We start from the raw sequence: 21,514 nt of genomic DNA on the forward strand, positions 1-21,514 counted from the left end.
CATGAATCCAACAGCAATCGAATTCCATGATGTGAGCAAAAAATATTCAGATTCCAATGAATTTGCAGTTGATCATGTGAACTTGTCGATAAGTGAAGGAGAGTTTATTACAATCCTCGGCTCCTCTGGATCAGGAAAAACAACTTTATTGAAGATGGTGAATCGGCTTAATGATCCTTCCCACGGGATTATTAAAATATTTGGGGAGGATATCGCTGGAGTTGATCCTGTAAAACTTAGAAGGAAAATTGGCTATGTTATTCAGCAAGTAGGCTTGTTCCCCCACATCAATATTGAACAAAATATATCTACTGTTCCTCGTCTTTTGAAATGGGACAAAAAGAAAATCGAAGAACGGGTACAAGAATTGTTAGCTTTGGTTGGGTTAGATTCAGAGAACTTCAAACGACGTTATCCTTCACAATTGTCCGGAGGACAGCAACAGAGAATTGGTCTTGCGCGAGCATTAGCAACCGATCCCAATATTATGCTGCTGGATGAACCCTTTGGGGCCTTGGATGCCATTACGCGCTTAAATCTCCAGGATGAACTCTTGAAAATTCATGGTGGAATGAAAAAAACCTTTTTGTTCGTGACTCATGATATTAATGAAGCATTCAAGATGGGAACCAGGGTTATGATTATGAATCAGGGGAAGGTTTGCCAGTTCGATACCCCGAGAGAAATTGTAACTCATCCTGCAGATGATTTTGTGCACTCACTCATTCAATCTTCGAAGGAGCAAGAACGCTTCTGGGGGAACTTAAAATGATCGACTATGCCATTAAACATCCGGATAAGTTGGTACAAGCATTATTGGAGCATGTGGAGATCCTCATTCTGACCATGCTGCTCTCTGTGATCATTGCAATCGTTTTAACCATCTTAGCTCTGGCCTCTGATAAGGTATCTAGATCACTCATTTACATGTTTTCAATCTTGTATTCTATTCCGAGCTTGGCTTTGTTTGCAATAATGATCCCTGTGACCGGATTGGGGAAAACGACAGCCATTACCGTGCTCATTGCCTATAACCAATATATCCTTCTACGTCAGTTCATTGCAGCTTTGAATCATGTTGAACCATCTGTTATTGAAGCTGCTACAGGGGTCGGTATGAGCCGATTTCAGATCTTACTTCAGGTCCAGGTACCCTTGGCAATCAAGCCTCTGTTTACAGGCCTTCGACTTGCTTCGGTAACAACCATTGGCATGGCAACCATCGCTGCCTTCATTAATGCAGGAGGGCTAGGTACGATATTAAATGATGGATTACGGACCATGAATATCGATAAAATTTTGTGGGGGGGCTTATTGTCAGCAGGACTTGCCATTGTGACGAACGCAATATTCATGCTGTTTGAGAAACAAATACATTTGAGATCGGGGAGATAAATTATGAAGGCAGTTATATTGGAAAGGGTCTGTACCCCACAAGAACTACAGATAACAGAAGTACCTATTCCTACAGTCAAACCTGGGTGGGTACTTGTAAAAATCAGGGCGTTTGGAATAAATCGCTCCGAAATGTTTACTAGACAGGGGCATTCACCATCCGTTCAATTCCCGCGTATTATTGGGATCGAATGCGTAGGGGAGATTGAAGACCCTTCAGATAGCACATTTATAAAGGGAACTACCGTCGCTTCATTAATGGGAGGGTTAGGCCGTGCATTTGACGGAAGTTATGCTGAATATGCACTTATACCTTCGGACCAAGTGTATCCTATTCCTAGCGATATGAAATGGACTGAACTTGCAGCGATACCGGAAATGTATTATACCGCGTATGCATCCTTATTTGAATGTCTTCAATTGACTTCAAGAGAGATGCTGCTTATTCGTGGTGGGACAAGTTCCGTAGGCTTAGCAGCACTTCAGCTAGCTAAGAGTGTAGGAGCAACAGTTATATCAACGACTCGAGACAAAGAGAAATTTGCACTTCTCCAACAAGCTGGAGCAGACTATGCACTGCTCGATAATGAGCATTTGAGAGAACAGGTGTATGCTATTGCTCCAAATGGGGTAAACAAGGTTCTAGAGTTGGTTGGTACAACGACTGTAAAGGAGTCCTTGCAATTCATCTCAGAACGAGGGATATGTTGCATGTCAGGAATATTAGGAAATGAATGGACTCTTGATGCCTTTGAACCTTTAGTGGATATACCCACAGGTGTGTATTTTACAGCGTTCACCAGTGAAGTTATCAAAGAAAGTACACTGATCTCTTTATTTGAGCATATTCAAAAACATGGTATAGTCCCACCTATTGCTCGAGTCTTTACACTCGAGGAGATTGGAAAGGCACATCTTTTAATGGAAAGTAACACCGCAAACGGTAAGATCGTTATATCCAATGACATTGTAGAGACGAATGATAACTTCTCTGCAACCTAGAGATAAAATAATAGTTACAAAAAGGTTCCTATATAACAAAAAGGTGCCTACTTACCAATTATCTAAAGTAGCGATAAAATTTAAGTGAAGGCATATGCTCACGAAAATAGAAAGGGGTTTAAATATGACGATTACAGAAAACAAACAATTAATGCACCGTTTCACGAACTTCATTAATACGGCAAGCAAGGAACTTGCTGAAGAATTGATTTCTCCAGATGCTGTTTTTTATGTACCTATGCAAAAAGAACCAATGAATGGTCCAAGTGGTTATCTCTCCATAATTCATATGATGAGATCTGGTTTTTCCGATATACAATGGACTGTTAAGGAGCTGGTAGCAGAAGAGGATCTAATAGCAGCTCATTTTGTCATGAAGGGCACACAAGACGGAGAGTTTCTCGGGTTTCCACCAACGAGCAAAAAAATCGAAGTAAATGCAATGAATTTTTATCGGATCTCCAATGGCCAAATTATTGAAGAGTATGGTCAACCCGATATGCTTGGCTTGCTTCAACAAATAGGGGCAATTCCAAAAGCATAATTAGATTAAAGTAGAAGAGGGACTGCATTTTGCACTCCCTCTTCTTAGTGATTTTACAATTAGGAAATATAATCAACTAATTTTAGCCTAGTTTTTGCGAACCATTGGACCACACGGATTGGATTGACAAGGTATCTGAAATATTAGTGATCGGATCACCGTTTATAAGAATAAGATCAGCACGTGCACCTTTGGTAATCCGGCCACGATCATGTAGACCAAAGCAACGGGCCGGTTTGGAAGTAGCCGACTGAAGAGCTTCAATCGGAGTGAACCCAGCCTTCACCAGCAGCTGCATTTCGTGGTGAACACTGGCCCCATGAGCAAGGCCACCAAGGTTCGGAATGGGAACCGGCGCGACATCCGTCCCTACAAGAATATCAACTCCGGCACGGTGAAGATCCATCACATTTTTAAAGCTGTTCTCCATGTTACCTTGTGGGAATGTATTGAAGCTTGAGTTCAAGATATCGATCCAATCCGGACTTAATTTGGAATGAACTCGTGGATCATTAGCCAATTCTGATGCCGGATTACCTATAATCGATGAATTCAACACCAAGCACGGTGTAACAAAAACTCCAGAATCAGCTATGGATTTAACCAATTCGGACGTGTACTCGGGTCTGTCGATAAACAAGTGGCCCAAACCGTCGACTCCAAAATCGATGGCTGCTTTCGATGAAAGAGCCGTCAAAACGTGGGCAATGACCAACTTATCGAACTTGTGGGCTTCAGTAACGGCTGTTTTTAGAATCTCATCACTTAGAACAGGCAGACCGGGTGCACCCATAACCGTTCCCTCTTCAATCATGATCTTAATATAGTCGGATCCATTCTCCACTTGGGTATGCACATGTTTGATCGCTTCTTCAACCGACGTCACTTGAGGTATTTCGTCGTGATCGTGAGCGTAGGCGGCCAGCATTGCTTCCCGGTCTTCCTCCGATAACTTCTCTAGTTCCTTTAATACGAATTCAGGTATTTCATCTCCATCAGGTAGTAATTCATCTGGGTGCCCACCAGGAGCGGTAATCGCTGTACCAGCAGATCGGACGTCTGCGATGTCATCGACATTTTTTAGCTGAATTTCGCGCCCTCTTTTCGTAAAATCGCCGTTCATTTCGAGTTCTGTTGTAACACCGAATTTTAAGGCATCTCGTAATCCGCCAATGGAGGTATGGACATGTGCATCAATCAGACCAGGTATTAATGTCGCATTTTCTCCATCGATAATTGTTGCATCACTTGGGATGTCTCCGCCCACTGAGATAATGGACACCCCTTTAATGACAATATGTCTGGGAACAATAATTTGATATCCATCAAAGATTCGTACATTTGTAATCGCCGTAATTTCTTCTGACCCAGCATTCTGATTTAATTTCTCCATCATAACTCCTCCTAATGTGTTTTTAACTGAACACTTCGCAGTATAACTGTTAGATATCTAACAGTCAATATTCTAACTGTTGTTTGACAAGCCTACTGGGATCACTGTATATTTTAGCTACTTACAATTAGATTCCTAACAATTACAGAGGGGAAGATGAACGGTCATGCATTCCCGAGAAGATACGCCTTATATGGATTTGTTTCAAATTATCGGTCTTAAGTTAAAGAAAAGAGCGGATGAGAGTATAAAAGAGCTAGGATTAAGTTCTCAACAAGGAAAAGTAATCGATTATATTTATGAGAATCAAGATAATCATATTATTCAAAAGGATCTTGCAGATCGGTTTCATCTGCGTGGGGCAAGCGTTACAAGCATGCTTCAAGGTCTAGAGCAAAAAGGTTTCATCGAACGTAAAATCCCGGTCAATAATGAACGGCAAAAAAATATTTACGTATTACCAAAAGCGGTTGACTTGATTGAAGACTTCAATAACTCATTTCAAAAAGTGGAGGCTGAAATCGTTCAAGCCCTTAATGACGAGGAGAAGCAAATCTTAAAGAAATTACTGATCAGAATTAATGAACGCATATAATAGACTGGACAGGAGAGGTAAATGGTGGCCATAGAACACTGATGACATTGATTTCTCATCAGGAATTATTACTTACAATGGAACGGAAATCTTGGATCAAGAAGATATTTTTCAAGTCAATACTGCATCGTTTGAAAATCTTTCTATTTAAGGCGGTATATTAATGAACAAACTTGAAATTAAAGTATCTAACTATAATCCCAAGTATGCTGAACATACAGTGAAAATGTGGAGAGATAGTAAGGAACGGGCAATTGGTCAGGCTGAAACCCATAGCTTCGAAAACCATCTATATTTTTTAAATCATATACTATCTAAACAGTATCAAATAGATTTAGCGTTAATTGATGAAAAAGTAGTTGGAATGATTGCCTATAGTGAAACTGAGATAAGCCAACTTTATATTCATATTGATTATCAAGGGAATGGAATAGGGCGAACCTTGCTTAATAAAGCAAAAGCACAAGCAAATGGAAAATTAACTTTATATACATTTGAAGTGAATAAAGATGCCCAAAAATTTTATGAGAATAATGGGTTTGAAATTACTGGTAGAGGACAAGAAAATGAAGAGAATTTACCTGATATACGATATGAATTGAAGTTGTAAGAATTGAAGTTGTAAAAATCGAACATAAAGTTACATTCAAAAAAGTGAACAGTCTGCAGGTTAGCAGGATGCTTGACCACCCAACCATTTTCACTGGAAATGTAATCCCATGTATTTGTCTTGACAGTAATTGAGTCTGACTCGTAATATTTGAAGTGGAGATGTAGGAAAGGGGACTCGCCGGACCATGTGGACTTCCTTGTAATGATTATCTAAACTGGATCGCTCGACTTGGTGTTTTGGTTATAACCACACGCCTGGTTTGTGATGCCGATCCGCAATCATTCAAGGGACGCGAGGAACCGTTTGAATCAAACCCGGGCGCGGATACTTGATGTATCCGCTTTTTGTTATACCTAGGATAATTCCATCTCCAATGAAAAATGGTTTTCTCCCTCCCTTATTAAACGGAGGTAATAAAATGACCAAACTATACGGAAAAACCGCTATTGTGACAGGCACAAGCCGCCCCGGAGGTATTGGAACCGCTGTCTGCCGCACGTTGGCACAAGAAGGCGCTAATGTGTTCTATACCCATCTGTACGATTACGATAAAACAGAGAATCCGGGGGATGCCGACAAAAACTGGCCGGATCTCTTTGCCGAAGAACTTCGCTCCTATGGCGTTAAGGCAGCGCATATGGAGGTCGATCTTACCGATCCCAATTCTCCAGCGCAACTGCTTGATGCATGCCGATCGGCTCTCGGTCTGCCGACCATTCTCGTCAACAACGCTACCTACAGTGTAGCAGCTGATTTCCGTCAATTAAATGCATCATTGATCGATGCGCACTGTGCCATGAACATTCGAGGTACATTCATGCTATCGGCCGAATTTGCGCGTATGCTGGAGGTTGAACTGGCCGTCCATCAGGACCTTTGCGGCGGCCGGATCATCAACCTCACGTCCGGTCAAGGTAAGGGGCCGATGCCTGGCAATCTCGCTTATGCCGCAACAAAAGGCGCTGTCTCCACCTTTACCGAATGTCTATCTGCTGAACTGGCTCCGTTTCACATTACTGTGAATGCGGTTGATCCCGGTCCTACCGATACGGGTTGGATGTCGGAAGAAGTGAAAAAATCTTTGCTACCGGGATTTCCGATGGGCAGGATCGGTCTTCCTGAAGATGTATCCCGTCTGATTGCTTTTCTGGCAAGCGACGATTCCCAATGGATCACCGGACAAATCATTCATTCTAGAGGTGGATTCTAATTTCCATAAAACCAAAGGAGGCCGCCGATCAACAGGATCGGCGGCTTTATTCGACTACCGGGTGGAAACTACGCTTTGTGAAGAAGATGATGCAACGGTGGCGAAAGAAGCTTTACGTCAATACCCAATCAATTGGGTAAAAACTTGTCGTCTCCGCCTGTTAACGTCTTCGGAACGCTCCAGCGCGCGCCAGAGCATAGAAAATCAAGAGAGCAATGATTGACCCGACGATCGCGGGTATGATATGAAATCCACCCACCACCGGCCCCCTCGGCCCCAACAGTTCATACCCTAACCACGATCCAACAAAACCAGCAATGATATTTCCAAGTACGCCTCCCGGCACGTCCCGTCCAATCAGATTTCCACTTAACCAGCCAATTAGCCCACCGACAATAAGTATCCAGATTAAATACACGAATTGGTCTCCCTTCCATTGATTTATTACAAGTTATGTTTCGTTAGGGGGAATGTTGCGGATCATCTGCGAATCGACCACTAAACCATTTCCATTTTAATCCAAGGGTAGTAAAATCGGTTGTACCACCACTAGTATGAATGCTGATGCAGATGGGGATTGGAGATCGCCAGTATAGGAAGGAGGCACTTAGGTGTTCATGTTTCGAAGTCCTTTTATTATAGCCTTATTGATGATGTGTCTGATGTCAGGCTTAACTGCTTGTTCTGAGTCAGAGCAATCGGAAGATAGGGGTGCTTCGACAAAGGTTGACTTCACGGAGCAGATACAGAGCCTTAATCTGAATCAGGAAGAACCGTCATGGAAGCTGGATACCACCCCCGTGAATCTAACGTGGTTCGTTGGAGCCGAATGGTACGGGCACACTTGGGGTGAGAGCCTGACTTCCAAATATGTCACCCAAAAAACAGGGGTCAATATCGAATTTGAAGTATCCACTGGTGAACCAAGCGAGATGTTATCACGGATGTTGACGACCGGTAGTCTGCCGGATCTGATAACCATCGGCTCTTGGGAGAGTGCGGTTAACAAACTTCGGGAGAGTAATCTCATCTATGCCCTGGATGAGCTAGCCAACCAGTATGATCCTTACTTTTACAAGGTAGCAGGTGACGGTGCTCTACAATGGTATCGGCAAGAAGACGGCCATACCTATGTCATCCCCAATGATGCGTACAGTCCCGAACAGATGCGTTCAACCGGCTTGACGGGAGCGAACCAAACCTTTCTCGTACGTAAAGATCTGTATGAGTCGATGGACAAACCGGACCTTACCACACCGAAAGGTTTTTTAAATGCATTGCAACTGCTGAAGAATCAATATTCTGTTTATAAAGGTCAGCTGATCAGTCCGTTTTGGGCACAGGGGAATGCATCCTATGGGATGACCGAATATTTGCAAAATCTGCTTGCGATCCCCCATGAACAGAACGGTAAAGTATACGACCGAATGACAGATCCGGATTATATTGAGTGGCTGAAAACATTTCGTACCGCTTACGAGCAGGGCCTGATTAATGTTGATTTTCTGGTCGACTCCAGTGCACAGGTGCAGGAAAAAACCAACCATGCCCAATATTTTATGATGATTCGGGAATGGACAGACATATCGGACCTCAATTCGAAATTGGAAGTCCTTACGAATCAGAGTTCATACTATATTGCTGTAGATGGACCCCGGAGCAGCAGGGGAGAGTCCGCCAAACTGTTCCCCGGCAGCATGGATGGCTGGATGGTTACGATGATTAGCAGATCCACGAAAAATCCTGAACGAGCCATCCGATTTTTGACCTATCTGGCCAGCGAAGAAGGCCAAAGGGATTTATTTTTGGGCAATGAAGGTGAAACCTGGGCGATGAAAAACGGCAAACCGCAGTTGACTGCGGCGATGGTTCAGTTGCATGACACGGATAGGGAGCGGCTGGAAAAGGAATATGGCATTATGGATACCTACTGGATGCTGCGAAACCCTGCTTTCGTTAACAAGTGGAGACCAGAGAATGCACCATCCATTAAGCAAATGGAGGAGTTCGCCAACCAACAGGCCGACCTGGAAAGCGGCATCTATAAGGGACTAGATCCTATAGGGGATTCCGATATCGCGTTAGCCTGGTCACGTATTTCTCAGAATTGGGAAGAAGTGCTGCCAGAACTACTGCTTACAGCGAAGGATGAAGCTGCCTTTGACAAAATTTTTGAAAATTTTCTGATACGTCGTGTGAACTATGGCTTTAACCAGGTGATGGAATATCGCCAAGCTGAACTGGAACTGCGGAAAGCCAAGATAGCCAGATAACCATTCCTACTACATTGTTAATTATCAGCTAACTAGTAATATATGGTATAACAAAGGTGGTGAATACATCAGAATGAAATACCTACTAACGAGATTGAGGAAGCTTTATCGCAATTCCAGTATATCCCAAAAGCTGTTTCTGGCATTTAGCCTGATGATTGCCATACCTGTTATTTTGATATCCTTTGTGTATATCCGCATGCAAGAAACCCAGCTATATAAGGATGCTATGGCAACGGGAAACAGCCACGTTTCATGGCTGAATGAACAATTGCGCAGAAGAATGGACATGATTGAGAACGCTTCCAATACAGCCCTTACTCAAAAGTCATTTGTGGATTTTATTCATTCCAATATGCTTGTGGATGGACTGCGTCTGGTGAAGTTTAAGCAAAACCAGTTTGAGCAAATGCTTAATATCATTCAAAGCAATGCGATGATCAGTGAGCTTAGCTTTTACGTTGATAACCCAAACTTGTATGAAATCTGGCCTGAAATCTATCATTATAAGAAATTTTGGCCGCAGGATTATTGGATAAAGCTACGGGACGAAGGTGGTGCGGCTTACCGTTTATTTTCTTTTAGGGATGGTGAACACACTTTATCCTACTATCGTCTGGTTCGCCTTCAAGGGCAGGAACAAAAGCGCCCTAGTATTATGGAAGTGCGAGTCCCGCACAGCATGTTTTTCAGCGACCTGCTCCAGGAGAGCAAGGGGGACTTCTTTTCGGTATTGATGAACGCAAGTGATCCTCCCCAGTATGTTTACAATCCCCAGCATGAGTTTTCTGAGAAGTACGGGCAGGGGATGGAGGAGATCCTTGGCAGTATTTATCACCAGCTGGATATATTGCCGCAGGAAAGCCCGCTTCAGGTTAAGGTGGGAGATCAGAGCTTCTACGCATTGTATCGATACATCGCTCCGTTGAACACTTATGTGGTCGAGATTGCTTCCCATCAGGCATTGATGAAGGGGCCGCGCAGTTGGTATGCATTTGTGGTAACGATTACATTATGTGTATTGCTGCTGATTATGTTACTCGTATCCCAAACGACGCGGCGTATTTTCCGGCGGTTGGACAGCGTACTGGTATCCATGCGTCAGGTAGGGAAAGGCGAGCTGGATGCAATGATTGATACAGGCCTTGATGAGAACGAAAGAGGGGATGAAATCGATGAGGTGGCGGTGAATTACAATAAAATGTTATATGAGGTCAAACGTCTAATGACACAGGTCGTGGATAAGCAGTTAATTGCCAAAAACGCACAGTTGCACTCGCTACATTCGCAGATTAATTCTCATTTTTTATATAACGCCCTGGAATCGATCCGTATGGAGGCAGAGGTACAGAGGCAGCCTGCTATAGCCAATTCATTGGTGTCGTTGGGCTCCCAGCTACGTTACAGCATGCAGTGGCGCAGCGATACCGTTGCTTTTCGTGAGGAGCTTGCCAATATCCAAAGTTATATTGAATTTATCAACTTTATGGAAGGCGGAAGTATCGTTATGACGGCAGATCTTCCTCAGGAGATACTTCGCTACGCCATTCCCAAGATGTGTATGCAGCCCATCGTTGAAAATGCAGTTCATCACGGGGCACCTTCAGGCGGCAGGGTAACTATAGAGATTACCTTTTCTGTGGAGAATGACAGTCTGCTTTTCATTAACATAAGAGATGACGGAAAGGGGTTAGAGCCTGAGATGTTACACCGTCTTCAGGCATTACTGCGGAGCGAATCGGATACGCCGATGGTTACTAGCAGGAGCGGACTTGGTTTGGAAAACGTGAATAAGCGATTACAGCTTCATTATGGCAAGAATTGCGGTCTTTGGATTGATAGTGTTCAAGGTGCATATACCTGCGTAACGATACGTTTGCCTTGGGAAAATGTAAATCTTGGAGGGTGGTAGAGCATGATTAATATCCTGATTGTGGACGATCAAAAACACATTCGTGACGGCCTGCAGGCCATGCTGCATCAATTTCCTCTGGAGCTGAACAACATATACTGTGCCGCGAGTGGGATTGAGGCGCTGTCCCTATTGCGGCAGCATTGCATTCACATCGTTATTACCGATATTATGATGCCAGATATGGATGGGTTGGCACTCATGGCTCAAACCAAAGAGGAATACATGGATGTGGAGTACCTCATTATCAGCGGTTATCGTGATTTTACATATGCCCAAAAAGCGATCGGGCTTGGGGCAAAGGGCTACTTGCTAAAACCTTTGAAGCGAGAGGATCTGCAACATTCCCTGGAGCATGTATGGCAAGAAATCCAGACACGGCAGGCACTTACGCATAATATGCAGCGTGTATCCCGTCTCGCCCAAGAGACCGATCGTAAAGAATTAAGAATGTTTATGCAAGGTGCGTTAAGTGATGACGCATGGATTCTTCAGATTGAGGAACAAAATGTTGCGTTATGGCGTAATTATCGCCTAACCCTGCTGCGGGAAGAAGTTTGCATTAACCAGCCCGGGGCCAGCAGCGCCCATAGCATGGAAGCCATTGCTTATCGTGTGTTTGGCAGACAAGGTTATATTTGCCTGCAACATCGCCCATACCTGATCCTTGCGGTGGATGCGTCCATAGATCCAAGTGTTTTGCCTGCAGCGCTCAAGGAAGGAAAGATCGATGCCATAACAGCCATGACTAACCCGATTCAGGGGTTAAAAGAACTACCCGACAGCTATACCCAAGTGCTTGAGCTCTATCGCCACAGTTACCTGTTTCCTGATCAGTACAGTATCTTCCCAGCACATATTGAGCATATGGAACAGCAATGGCAACTTCCCTATGAAAACTTATATGAACTGTTCCAGTCGGTTGGAACAGATAACAGCGGAACAATCACTCAGGGTATTTCTGCAATATTTCACAAAAAGGTGCTGCAACGCTATCCTATTCGCTATACTCAACAGCTCTGCGCCGCCACCGTTCAGATGATGGAGGAATACCAACGAGTTATCCACCCTTATATGGGGGAAGAAGTGCTGGACCTTGAATCATTGCGTAATCTCTTTGATTATCAAGGGATGCGTGATTATATACAAGCACTGCAACAGCAGCTGCTTCGGCTGAATCAGTTATATTATGACTATAAGTGCAGCTATCGCCATTCGCAGGATCTAAATGAAGCCATTCGTTTTATACACGAAAGTTACCACAAACCGCTGGACCTCGCGATGGTATCCAATCATGTATCGCTTAATTATGCTTATTTTTCAAATCTGTTTAAGAAGAATATTGGTAAAGGTTTTGCTGAATACCTACGAGATGTGCGTCTGGATAAAGCGCGGCGGCTTCTCGCCGAAACCGATCATAAAATTGTGGAGGTGGCTGCTATGGTTGGCTATGAAAGCTACAAAAGCTTTACACGCGCGTTCCGACTTGTGATGCAGATCCAACCCACAGAGTACCGACAAATGATGCGGCAGAAGGCAGATTGAATCAAAAGCCAAAAAAATGGGATACCACAAAAACAATTGTACCTTTTCAGCGAATTAACCTATTCGATAGAATAAAGATATCCCTTCATGTAAGCGATTTCCTTAATGCACATGGATTGGGAAAAGCTATTATTCTATTAAAGGAGGACAATTATGAAACCATCTCACTTTACGGCGAAACGGTTTATGAAAAAGGGACTCGGTATGTTCCTTGTGGTTGTGATGCTGGCTAGTATTGGCATACTGCCAGCTTCAAAGGTTCAGGCAGCGGGAACTACCGTAACCTCAATGGAGTACTTCTCATCAGCAGACGGGCCTGTTATTTCAAAATCAGGGGTTGGCAAGGCCAGCTACGGATTTGTTATGCCTAAATTCAATGGAGGCTCCGCGACATGGAATGATGTTCACAGTGATGTAGGCGTTAATGTAAAAGTGGGCAACAACTGGGTTGATATCGACCAGGCAGGCGGTTATATCTATAACCAAAACTGGGGGCACTGGAGCGATGGCGGCTTCAATGGTTATTGGTTCACCCTCTCCGCAACAACCGAGATTCAACTGTACTCCAAAGCGAATGGTGTTAAGCTGGAGTATCAACTTGTATTCCAAAACATCAACAAAACAACCATCACAGCGATGAATGCGACACAAGGTCCACAAATCACGGCAAGTTTCACAGGCGGTGCAGGCTTTACATATCCAACGTTCAACAATAATCCTGCGGTCACTTATGAAGCTGTTGCGGATGATTTGAAGGTATATGTCAAACCTGTAAACAGCAACACTTGGATTGATATTGACAATAACGCAGCCAGCGGATGGATCTACGATCACAATTTTGGCCAATTCACGGATGGCGGCGGTGGGTACTGGTTTAACGTAACGGAGTCGATCAATGTCAAATTGGAATCAAAGACTTCTTCAACTAACCTTGTTTATACCATTACGTTTAATGAACCTACAAGAAATTCATATGTCATTACGCCATACGAAGGAACAACCTTCACAGCAGATGCGAATGGTTCCATAGGGGTTCCGCTTCCCAAAATTGATGGAGGCGCGCCAATCGCCAAGGAACTGGGCAATTTTGTATACCAAATTAACATGAATGGGCAATGGGTTGATTTGAGTAACTCCAGCCAGAGCAAATTTGCATACTCCGCTAATGGGTATAACAATATGTCCGATGCCAATCAGTGGGGTTACTGGTCCGATTATATCTATGGTCTTTGGTTCCAGCCAATCCAAGAAAATATGCAGATCCGTATTGGATATCCACTGAACGGACAGGCGGGTGGAAATATTGGCAACAACTTCGTCAACTATACCTTCATCGGCAATCCAAACGCCCCGCGTCCGGATGTATCCGATCAAGAGGATATCTCAATCGGAACGCCAACCGACCCGGCAATCGCGGGCATGAACCTCATTTGGCAGGATGAATTCAACGGAACTACGCTGGATACAAGTAAATGGAACTATGAAACAGGATATTATCTCAATAACGATCCCGGTACTTGGGGATGGGGAAATGCAGAACTGCAGCACTACACAAACAGCACTCAAAATGTTTATGTACAGGACGGGAAGCTGAATATCAAAGCCATGAATGATATTAAATCTTTCCCGCAGGATCCAAATCGGTATGCACAGTATTCTTCGGGAAAGATTAACACCAAGGATAAGCTGTCCTTGAAATACGGCAGAGTCGATTTTCGTGCCAAGCTTCCTACAGGTGATGGTGTATGGCCAGCACTGTGGATGCTTCCAAAAGATTCAGTATACGGCACTTGGGCTGCATCAGGTGAAATTGATGTTATGGAAGCGAGAGGCCGTCTGCCTGGATCAGTAAGCGGTACCATACACTTTGGTGGACAATGGCCCGGGAACCAGTATTCCGGCGGCGATTATCACTTCCCGGCGGGGCAAACTTTTGCCAATGATTATCATGTATACTCGGTAGTCTGGGAAGAGGACAATATTAAATGGTATGTAGACGGCAAGTTTTTCTATAAAGTCACTAACGAGCAGTGGTATTCCGCAGCTGCACCGAATAATCCGAATGCACCTTTCGATGAGCCGTTCTACCTCATTATGAACTTGGCAGTCGGCGGAAACTTTGACGGCGGCCGTACCCCGAACGCCTCCGATATCCCGGCGACGATGCAAGTGGATTATGTACGCGTGTATAAAGAACAGTAATTTGCGATTTCGGATAGAGCGAATGAAGATCAGATGGAACAGATACTGGCCAAACCGAAGAACCTGAAATCTTATACTCTAAAATAGGCTTACGACCGATTCCCAATATTTCTACCTGGGAATCGGTCGTTTAAATTTAGACTTGATACTGTAGTTCATCGGCTGCAACTCTTGTCGAAGGACAACATCATTAGGAGGAAATATGAATCAGAAAGAATTTGAATCAGTCATCAATCTCCCTGCAAATATTCGTTATGAATACTTCATCAAAAAAGTAGTGGATTCAGAAGAAGTGTGGGGGCTTTATGAGAATGGTTGGTCAGTTACTGAAGATGATAAAGGTAATAAATTACTTCCATTTTGGCCTAAGAAAGAATTCGCGGAATACTGTGCAACTGATGGTTGGGAAATTTACTCAAGTAAAAGTATGGATTTGTACGAGTTCATAGACGATTTTCTACCCAATTTAAAAAAAGAGGGTTTTAAACCTTCAATATTCTTAAATAATGCTGATTCTGCTGTATTAGAAGTCGATATACTAATTGAGGATTTAAAGACAGAACTTGAAAAATACTAACTTAAAACCTCAACGAAGGAGTTTGGAAAACCGTGAAAAATACGAGACGTAAACGAATAAAATTGGGTGATATCTACGCTATACCTCTGCCTAACGGTAAGTTTGCCTTTGGGAGAAGGCTTAAAGATGCCAGCATTGCAATCTATAATGTGATAAGTGACACGATAGAAGAGATACCTCAAGAAGAGGAATACCAATTTATCGGGGGTGTATATGATGATGTACTGAAATCAGGTGATTGGCCGGTCGTTGAGAATCGTCCGTTCCCGAATGAAGAAGAGGCGTGGCCCCCACCTGCCTGTATCATTGATAAGATATCAGGAGAATATTTGATTTATCATATGGGAGAGATTAGACCTTCTAATAGCGAAGAAAGCGAAGGATTAGAGATTGCGGCTGTTTGGGAAGCCCATCATATTGTTGATAGAATAATGGGAGATGATAAGTGGCACCGAGACCCGAATAAATAGTGTACGAGTATACCATCTATGGTTCCAGAAATCAGGTGTAGCGGTTTGAACCGCTTTTTCACTTTCCAATACTAACATTAAGTCACGGCCTACATACGTTTCTATAGGGGTAACACCAAGCGCTTCAACCATTTTCTCTGTTTAAGTAAACTCTTCTGGCATCTTATATAATGAAAATCAACCAAGCCAAGCCCTCCTTTTACAAAGAGGGGCTTGGCTTGTTTTGCATTCAGATATAAGTAATAATGCAAAGTGAACTTGACACATAATGCAAAGTGAACTATGCTAAAAATGCAAAGCAAACATTGCAAGGACGTGATCACTTGAAGACAAGAATTGCAGAACTGCGTAAGCAGCATAAGCTTTCACAGGAAGAGCTGGGACGAATTGTTGGTGTTACCCGGCAAACCATTACCTCTCTTGAAAGGGGAAAGTATACGGCTTCCCTTATTCTTGCTTACAAAATTGCCAATTTTTTTGGACTCGCCATTGAAGATGTTTTTGATTTCAGCGAAGTGGAGGAAATGTAAATGGACAAGTACAAGATTAAAGTAAAAACTCGCAAAAACGTACTGTCACTGGTAGCCGCTGCTACCCTATTGATCTATGTAGGACTTATATTTTACCGAGGTGGACTACCCGATTTACCTAGTTTTATAAAGGGATTTCATACAGGCGCTTTTATCGGGGTTGAAGTGGCCGTCGCTTTTTTCCTGGTCAGGTATATAAAAGCCAGTAATAATGAAGCCGAGCTGAAGAAGCAGTATATTGAGGAGAATGACGAGCGGAGTGTAATGATACTCCAGAGAGCCGGCACACTCAGCACAGCAATCATTCTCATTGGTATGGGCATTGCCTCCGTGATCGCCGGTTTCTTTAATCCCTTGATATTCTATACCTTACTAACTTGCTTATTATTTGTTTTAATCGTATTTTTTGCACTGTGGATGTATTATGCGAGAGAAATTTAAGGTTTAGATCAAAGCAGTGGAGAGAGGTGAATGTTTACCGGATATCGATTTACGGACAGGTTATTTTCGGTATATGGTATTATTTGTTTGATGGAGTAAACTAAAGCTTGAGACAAACATCAGTCAGTGTTTTCCAAAAAAAGGTAAGCATAACGATCAAAGTTTTAAAAGGGAGTGAACTATATTAATATACAGCATCCCTATTTACGACAAATTCAGCTTAAGCGGCAACAAGTACCCACCTATAATCGTTACCCCTTTGATTTGGCGGTCATTCGAAACCTAAATACTCTTGATTTTCACCCCAAGGTAACCTATATCGTAGGTGAAAATGGGATGGGCAAATCAACACTGATGGAGTCCATTGCTGTCGCATGGGGATTTAACCCGGAGGGTGGGACGATCAACTTTTCCTTTTCAACCCAGGCTACTCACTCGAGCTTATATGAATATATACAATTGATCAGAGGTCCGCGACGCCCGAGGGATGGCTTCTTCTTCCGGGCAGAGAGTTATTATAATTTAGCCACAACGATCGATGAGTTGGACAGTCAACCTTCATTCGGTCGCCCTATTCGCCCTATTAAAGATTCGTACGGTGGCAAATCCTTGCATGAGCAATCGCACGGAGAGTCGTTCTTTTCTACTTTCATTCATCGGTTCGGAGAGAATGGATTATATATACTGGATGAGCCTGAGGCTGCACTGTCTCCCCTTCGCCAAATGGCGATGCTGACACGAATCCATGAACTTGTTTTGCAAAACTCTCAATTTATAATTGCGACCCATTCCCCAATCCTTATGGCATATCCAGATTCGATTATTTACAATCTAAAGCCAGATGGTATCGAAGTCCAAGTATTGGAAGAAACCGACCATTATATGATTATGAAAGAGTTTGTGAATAACAAGGATAGGATGCTCAGAGAGTTATTCGAGTAAGCTAAAGATTAATTCCCTAGCTATTCTATAGAATCTAAAATCTTAAGAGAGATTGTTATAAAGAAAGCGATCTATTGTCGAGATTAACTAACGGGAAACGTTAGCTTAATCAAACTTAATAAGGCATCAAATTGATCATCTGCTGATTTCAACTAGCGGACTGACAACAGGGATCGTTGCAAAAATGCTAACGATCCTTTTTTGTTCATGTTTACGTATGAGTATTCAAATCACGAAAAAGGGCTCCTCCGTAGTCTAGGACGCCCCAAGTGCAGGTCAGCGATCACGTACCTGGATATAAAGGGAAAACAGTGGGTGTTGCCCGGCAAAGTGACGTTTTTATTTTTCACAGTCCGATCGATAATTTTGGTGATGCTGAGTATCTTACATGCTGTAAGCTTAGTAGAAGTGACTTTGTAGAACCATTCAAACGCTCTACACAGAGAAACAACGGATCGAACAGGAAGAACGGTACAACTATATTGGACTTTTATGGAAAAATAAGGTATATAAAGCCACTGCTTCTATATATTTTAAAACAGAAGATTCTATTTTCTGGCATGGGTGCTTGTAGGGGGGAATGCATGTTTCATTATTTTCTGAAGATAAGCAGAAACATTGTTAGGATTGCAACTGTGAAGCATTCGTCCTAAATCGAGGAAGTATAAATATACTACTCACTATTTTCATCATCTAATCGCCGACGAAATATCAAAGCAGAAACAGCAAATATAATAAAAGATAATGTTGAAGCAGCAGTAACCATCTTCAACACACTTCCTATTGGGGGGTTAAACAACAGAGCAATTGAGACGATTAAAACAGCACCTGTTAAACCCATTCCCAAAATCGAGATCGCTAAAATCTTGTTCATCAAATCACCTCACAGGTTGAAATAGAGTTTCTCATTGCATAATAATAGTTTAATACATGATGAATTAGTATAGAATGTAACAAAAAGTATAGCAAAGATTTAGTAGCGATTGCTTCCGGGAATGGGGGAAGCAATCGCTATGTTTTTTTTGCGGATATTTTTATTTTTTTGTCCGCCACATGTGTACAAAAAAATAAAAAGATGATACATTAAAATCAATCTAACCCTTTTTATAACAGGTTTTTCCCGGAGAATTATGTGTCTCCTGTACGAGGACATTCGTATATCGAGGAGGGAATGGAATGTCAAGTCAAGCATTGGACCAATTTTTAAGTTCGAACATCGAAGATCTAAAGACTAAAGGTCTATATAACGTCATCGATACGCTGCAGGGTGCAAATGGTCCTGTTATTCGTATCGACGGAAAGTCCTTAATCAATTTGTCTTCCAATAACTATTTGGGACTGGCAACAGATCACCGCCTGATTGATGCTTCAGTTAAGGCGTCGCAGACATACGGGGCAGGCGCAGGGGCTGTGAGAACAATTAATGGTACGATGGATCTTCATATTGAGCTTGAAGAAAAACTGGCCCGTTTCAAAAAAACGGAAGCCGTTATCGTGTATCAATCGGGATTTAACTGCAATATGGCTGCTATATCCGCGGTAATGGACCAGCATGATGCGATTTTATCAGATGAGCTGAACCACGCTTCGATTATTGATGGCTGCCGCCTGTCGAGAGCCAAGGTGATTCGCTTTAAGCATTCGGATATGAATGATTTAAGACAGCAGGCGAAAGATGCCAAGGAATCCGGTCAGTACCATAAAATTATGGTCATCACCGACGGGGTTTTCTCCATGGATGGTGATATAGCAAAGCTGCCTGAAATCGTGAAAATAGCAGAAGAATTCGATCTGATTACTTATGTGGATGATGCCCACGGTTCGGGCGTTCTCGGAGCAGGTGCGGGAACCGTGAAGCATTTTGGATTGTCCGACCACATTGACTTTCAAATTGGTACTCTTTCCAAGGCGATCGGCGTTGTCGGCGGTTATGTGGCGGGTAAAAAACAACTGATCGAATGGTTGAAGCTGAGAAGCCGTCCGTTTCTGTTCTCGACATCGCTACCTCCGGCTGCAATCGCTTCTTGCAGCGCTTCTGTCGACATTTTGATGAATGACAAAGAGCTGATCGAGAAGCTGTGGGAGAACGGCAATGATTTGAAAAATGGCTTGAGCCGGCTTGGATATGATGTAGGCCAAAGCGAAACGCCGATCACACCTTGTATCATTGGCGATGAAGTAACCACCCAAAAATTCAGCAAACGGCTTTATGAAGAAGGCGTTTACGCCAAGGCAATCCTGTTTCCGACGGTTCCGAAAGGAACCGGAAGAATACGCAACATGCCGACAGCTGCCCATACCAAGGAGATGCTCGACCAGGTGATCTCCGTTTATGAGAAAGTTGGCAAGGAAATGAAGCTGATTTAGCTCATTCGCGGGAGTACATTTCGGGAGGAATGTCTTATGAACAAGATTTTGGTGACCGGAGCACTGGGCCAAATCGGTTCTGAGTTAGTTGTTAAATTACGTGAAATTTATGGTGCGGATCACGTCATTGCTACGGATCTCAGGTCATCAGCCCACGAAATTACCCGATCGGGGCCATTCGAGCTGCTGGACGTGACGAATGATAAGGCGATGTTCGAAATCGCCAAGCGGTACGAAGTTGATACCGTCATCCATTTGGCTGCGCTGCTGTCGGCTACCGCAGAGGAGAAACCGCTGCTTGCCTGGAATTTGAATATGGGTGGATTGATGAATGCACTTGAAATATCCAGGGAGCTCGGCTGCCAATTTTTCACTCCAAGCTCCATTGGATCTTTTGGTCCTTTGACTCCGAAAGACAATACCCCTCAGGATACGATCCAGAGGCCCAATACGATGTACGGCGTGAACAAAGTGTCCGGCGAACTGCTTTGTGATTATTATTTTCACAAATACGGCCTGGATACTAGGGGACTGCGATTCCCGGGTTTGATATCTTATATGACGCCTCCCGGCGGAGGAACGACGGATTACGCCGTGGAAATTTATTACGCAGCCGTGACGGCTGGCCGGTATACATCTTATATCGCCAAGGACTCAAACATGGACATGATGTATATGCCGGATGCCCTGAACGCAATCATCGATTTGATGGAAGCGGATTCTTCCCGGTTGATGCACCGAAATTCATTTAATGTCACCGCAATGAGCGTGGATCCAGAGGCGATCGCTGCAGCGATTCGGGATGAGCTTCCCGGCTTTATCCTCGATTATGACGTTGATCCGAAGAGACAGGCGATTGCCGATAGCTGGCCGCATTCCATTGATGCGACGGCAGCGAAAACAGAATGGGGATTTCATGCTCGCTACGACCTGAAGGCCATGACGAAGGATATGCTTTCACATCTAAGCGAGAGACAAATGCTTCGCAAGGCTTAAAGTTATTATGAATTCGATCGAAGAGTGACATCACTAAAAAAAGCAAGAAAGGGGAATTTATAAAAAAACTGTCGAGGGACAAGAACATTGTGTCATTACGGATTAGGTATCTATCTAAATAGCATCATGATGAAGATCATGTGGCAAGAAAAAAGCACATGAATTTAAGAATTCGCGTGGAATAACGTTTTTTTTAAAAATAAGTTTTTTTCTGGTAAAGGCCAATCAATCTGCGCCAACATCGGGACGCGAATATGTGCTTAGGGGTTCCACCTAAGATCGTGAATGCAAATTTCATAGGTACAAAAAGACACTTGCTGCATTCAAGCTCAACATCATAAAGGAAGCAACCGATTATTTGCTATTTTGGATTAAGATTAATTTTACAAAATATGGATTATAAATAATCTTCGGTTTAATGAAATCAATTGTATGTAAGTGAGAATTTATACTTAACGGGGATATTCTGCTTTGTAGTGGTGGTAATTACCCATTAAGCAAGTTGAT

21 protein-coding genes are annotated in these 21,514 nt (G+C 43.2%); 18 read left to right on the forward strand and 3 right to left on the reverse strand.

The features are described from left to right. The first annotated feature begins 1 nt into the window (after nucleotide 1). The 4 genes from NSQ20_RS17775 (at nucleotide 2) to NSQ20_RS17790 (ending at nucleotide 2,941) form a co-directional block, all read left to right on the forward strand. Nucleotides 2–772, forward strand: a complete 771-nt coding sequence (locus NSQ20_RS17775) for an ABC transporter ATP-binding protein (RefSeq protein ID WP_340030454.1) — start codon at nucleotides 2–4, stop codon at nucleotides 770–772. Continuing rightward, nucleotides 769–1,395: an ABC transporter permease gene (locus NSQ20_RS17780; RefSeq protein ID WP_036673634.1), complete on the forward strand. Its 627-nt coding sequence runs from the start codon at nucleotides 769–771 to the stop codon at nucleotides 1,393–1,395. Before NSQ20_RS17775 ends, NSQ20_RS17780 begins: the two co-directional genes overlap by 4 nt. Before the next feature lie 3 nt (nucleotides 1,396–1,398). After that, complete coding sequence (locus NSQ20_RS17785; protein WP_340030455.1) at nucleotides 1,399–2,397, forward strand: zinc-binding alcohol dehydrogenase family protein; 999 nt, start codon at nucleotides 1,399–1,401, stop codon at nucleotides 2,395–2,397. Nucleotides 2,398–2,521: 124 nt separating this feature from the next. Further along, nucleotides 2,522–2,941 (forward strand): ester cyclase, encoded by a 420-nt coding sequence (locus tag NSQ20_RS17790; RefSeq protein ID WP_338587014.1) that lies wholly within the window; start codon nucleotides 2,522–2,524, stop codon nucleotides 2,939–2,941. Between the two features lie 82 nt (nucleotides 2,942–3,023). On the opposite strand, the gene NSQ20_RS17795 is transcribed toward NSQ20_RS17790, so the two are convergent. Further along, nucleotides 3,024–4,334 (reverse strand): amidohydrolase family protein, encoded by a 1,311-nt coding sequence (locus tag NSQ20_RS17795; RefSeq protein WP_340033038.1) that lies wholly within the window; start codon nucleotides 4,332–4,334, stop codon nucleotides 3,024–3,026. 166 nt (nucleotides 4,335–4,500) lie between these two features. Here NSQ20_RS17795 and NSQ20_RS17800 point away from each other — a divergent pair, with 166 nt between their 5' ends. The 3 genes from NSQ20_RS17800 (at nucleotide 4,501) to NSQ20_RS17810 (ending at nucleotide 6,752) form a co-directional block, all read left to right on the forward strand. Beyond that, complete coding sequence (locus NSQ20_RS17800) at nucleotides 4,501–4,929, forward strand: MarR family transcriptional regulator (protein ID WP_340030456.1); 429 nt, start codon at nucleotides 4,501–4,503, stop codon at nucleotides 4,927–4,929. A gap of 163 nt (nucleotides 4,930–5,092) precedes the next feature. Continuing rightward, nucleotides 5,093–5,539 (forward strand): GNAT family N-acetyltransferase, encoded by a 447-nt coding sequence (locus NSQ20_RS17805; RefSeq protein WP_127549270.1) that lies wholly within the window; start codon nucleotides 5,093–5,095, stop codon nucleotides 5,537–5,539. Nucleotides 5,540–5,960: 421 nt separating this feature from the next. Continuing rightward, a complete protein-coding gene (locus NSQ20_RS17810; RefSeq protein WP_338706165.1) occupies nucleotides 5,961–6,752 on the forward strand; it encodes an SDR family oxidoreductase in 792 nt (263 codons plus the stop codon). Between the two features lie 160 nt (nucleotides 6,753–6,912). Here NSQ20_RS17810 and NSQ20_RS17815 read toward each other — a convergent pair whose 3' ends face one another. Next, nucleotides 6,913–7,170, reverse strand: a complete 258-nt coding sequence (locus NSQ20_RS17815) for a GlsB/YeaQ/YmgE family stress response membrane protein (protein WP_036613911.1) — start codon at nucleotides 7,168–7,170, stop codon at nucleotides 6,913–6,915. 199 nt (nucleotides 7,171–7,369) lie between these two features. Between NSQ20_RS17815 and NSQ20_RS17820 the strand changes: the two genes are divergently transcribed. The 9 genes from NSQ20_RS17820 to NSQ20_RS17860 all read left to right on the forward strand — a co-directional run bounded on the left by NSQ20_RS17820 (nucleotide 7,370) and on the right by NSQ20_RS17860 (nucleotide 17,644). Further along, nucleotides 7,370–9,025 (forward strand): extracellular solute-binding protein, encoded by a 1,656-nt coding sequence (locus NSQ20_RS17820; protein WP_340033039.1) that lies wholly within the window; start codon nucleotides 7,370–7,372, stop codon nucleotides 9,023–9,025. Between the two features lie 73 nt (nucleotides 9,026–9,098). Continuing rightward, entirely contained in the window at nucleotides 9,099–10,937 is a 1,839-nt protein-coding gene (locus tag NSQ20_RS17825; RefSeq protein WP_340030458.1) for a histidine kinase, read from the forward strand. Nucleotides 10,938–10,940: 3 nt separating this feature from the next. After that, entirely contained in the window at nucleotides 10,941–12,482 is a 1,542-nt protein-coding gene (locus tag NSQ20_RS17830) for a response regulator (protein WP_340030459.1), read from the forward strand. Between the two features lie 153 nt (nucleotides 12,483–12,635). Then, the gene (locus NSQ20_RS17835) at nucleotides 12,636–14,684 is read left to right on the forward strand and encodes a glycoside hydrolase family 16 protein (RefSeq protein ID WP_340030460.1); all 2,049 of its coding nucleotides are present in this window, start codon (nucleotides 12,636–12,638) and stop codon (nucleotides 14,682–14,684) included. Nucleotides 14,685–14,886: 202 nt separating this feature from the next. Beyond that, entirely contained in the window at nucleotides 14,887–15,261 is a 375-nt protein-coding gene (locus NSQ20_RS17840) for a DUF2750 domain-containing protein (RefSeq protein WP_076250519.1), read from the forward strand. A gap of 32 nt (nucleotides 15,262–15,293) precedes the next feature. Beyond that, the gene (locus NSQ20_RS17845) at nucleotides 15,294–15,731 is read left to right on the forward strand and encodes an Imm26 family immunity protein (protein WP_340030461.1); all 438 of its coding nucleotides are present in this window, start codon (nucleotides 15,294–15,296) and stop codon (nucleotides 15,729–15,731) included. A gap of 323 nt (nucleotides 15,732–16,054) precedes the next feature. Next, entirely contained in the window at nucleotides 16,055–16,261 is a 207-nt protein-coding gene (locus tag NSQ20_RS17850; protein ID WP_036613900.1) for a helix-turn-helix transcriptional regulator, read from the forward strand. Beyond that, complete coding sequence (locus NSQ20_RS17855; protein WP_340030462.1) at nucleotides 16,262–16,702, forward strand: hypothetical protein; 441 nt, start codon at nucleotides 16,262–16,264, stop codon at nucleotides 16,700–16,702. It begins immediately after the preceding gene. Between the two features lie 183 nt (nucleotides 16,703–16,885). After that, the gene (locus tag NSQ20_RS17860) at nucleotides 16,886–17,644 is read left to right on the forward strand and encodes an AAA family ATPase (RefSeq protein ID WP_340033040.1); all 759 of its coding nucleotides are present in this window, start codon (nucleotides 16,886–16,888) and stop codon (nucleotides 17,642–17,644) included. 673 nt (nucleotides 17,645–18,317) lie between these two features. On the opposite strand, the gene NSQ20_RS17865 is transcribed toward NSQ20_RS17860, so the two are convergent. Then, entirely contained in the window at nucleotides 18,318–18,518 is a 201-nt protein-coding gene (locus tag NSQ20_RS17865; RefSeq protein ID WP_340030463.1) for a hypothetical protein, read from the reverse strand. 302 nt (nucleotides 18,519–18,820) lie between these two features. On the opposite strand from NSQ20_RS17865, the gene NSQ20_RS17870 reads away from it, so the two are divergent. Both NSQ20_RS17870 and NSQ20_RS17875 read left to right on the forward strand, forming a co-directional pair. Next, nucleotides 18,821–20,011 carry a glycine C-acetyltransferase gene (locus NSQ20_RS17870; protein ID WP_340030465.1) on the forward strand — a complete coding sequence of 397 codons (1,191 nt, stop codon included), beginning with the start codon at nucleotides 18,821–18,823 and terminating at the stop codon, nucleotides 20,009–20,011. Nucleotides 20,012–20,047: 36 nt separating this feature from the next. Continuing rightward, nucleotides 20,048–21,007, forward strand: a complete 960-nt coding sequence (locus tag NSQ20_RS17875; RefSeq protein WP_076250511.1) for an L-threonine 3-dehydrogenase — start codon at nucleotides 20,048–20,050, stop codon at nucleotides 21,005–21,007. Nucleotides 21,008–21,514 lie beyond the last annotated feature (507 nt).

Origin of the sequence: Paenibacillus sp. FSL K6-1122 (genome assembly GCF_037977015.1) — a bacterium.
GTDB lineage: Bacteria > Bacillota > Bacilli > Paenibacillales > Paenibacillaceae > Paenibacillus > Paenibacillus amylolyticus.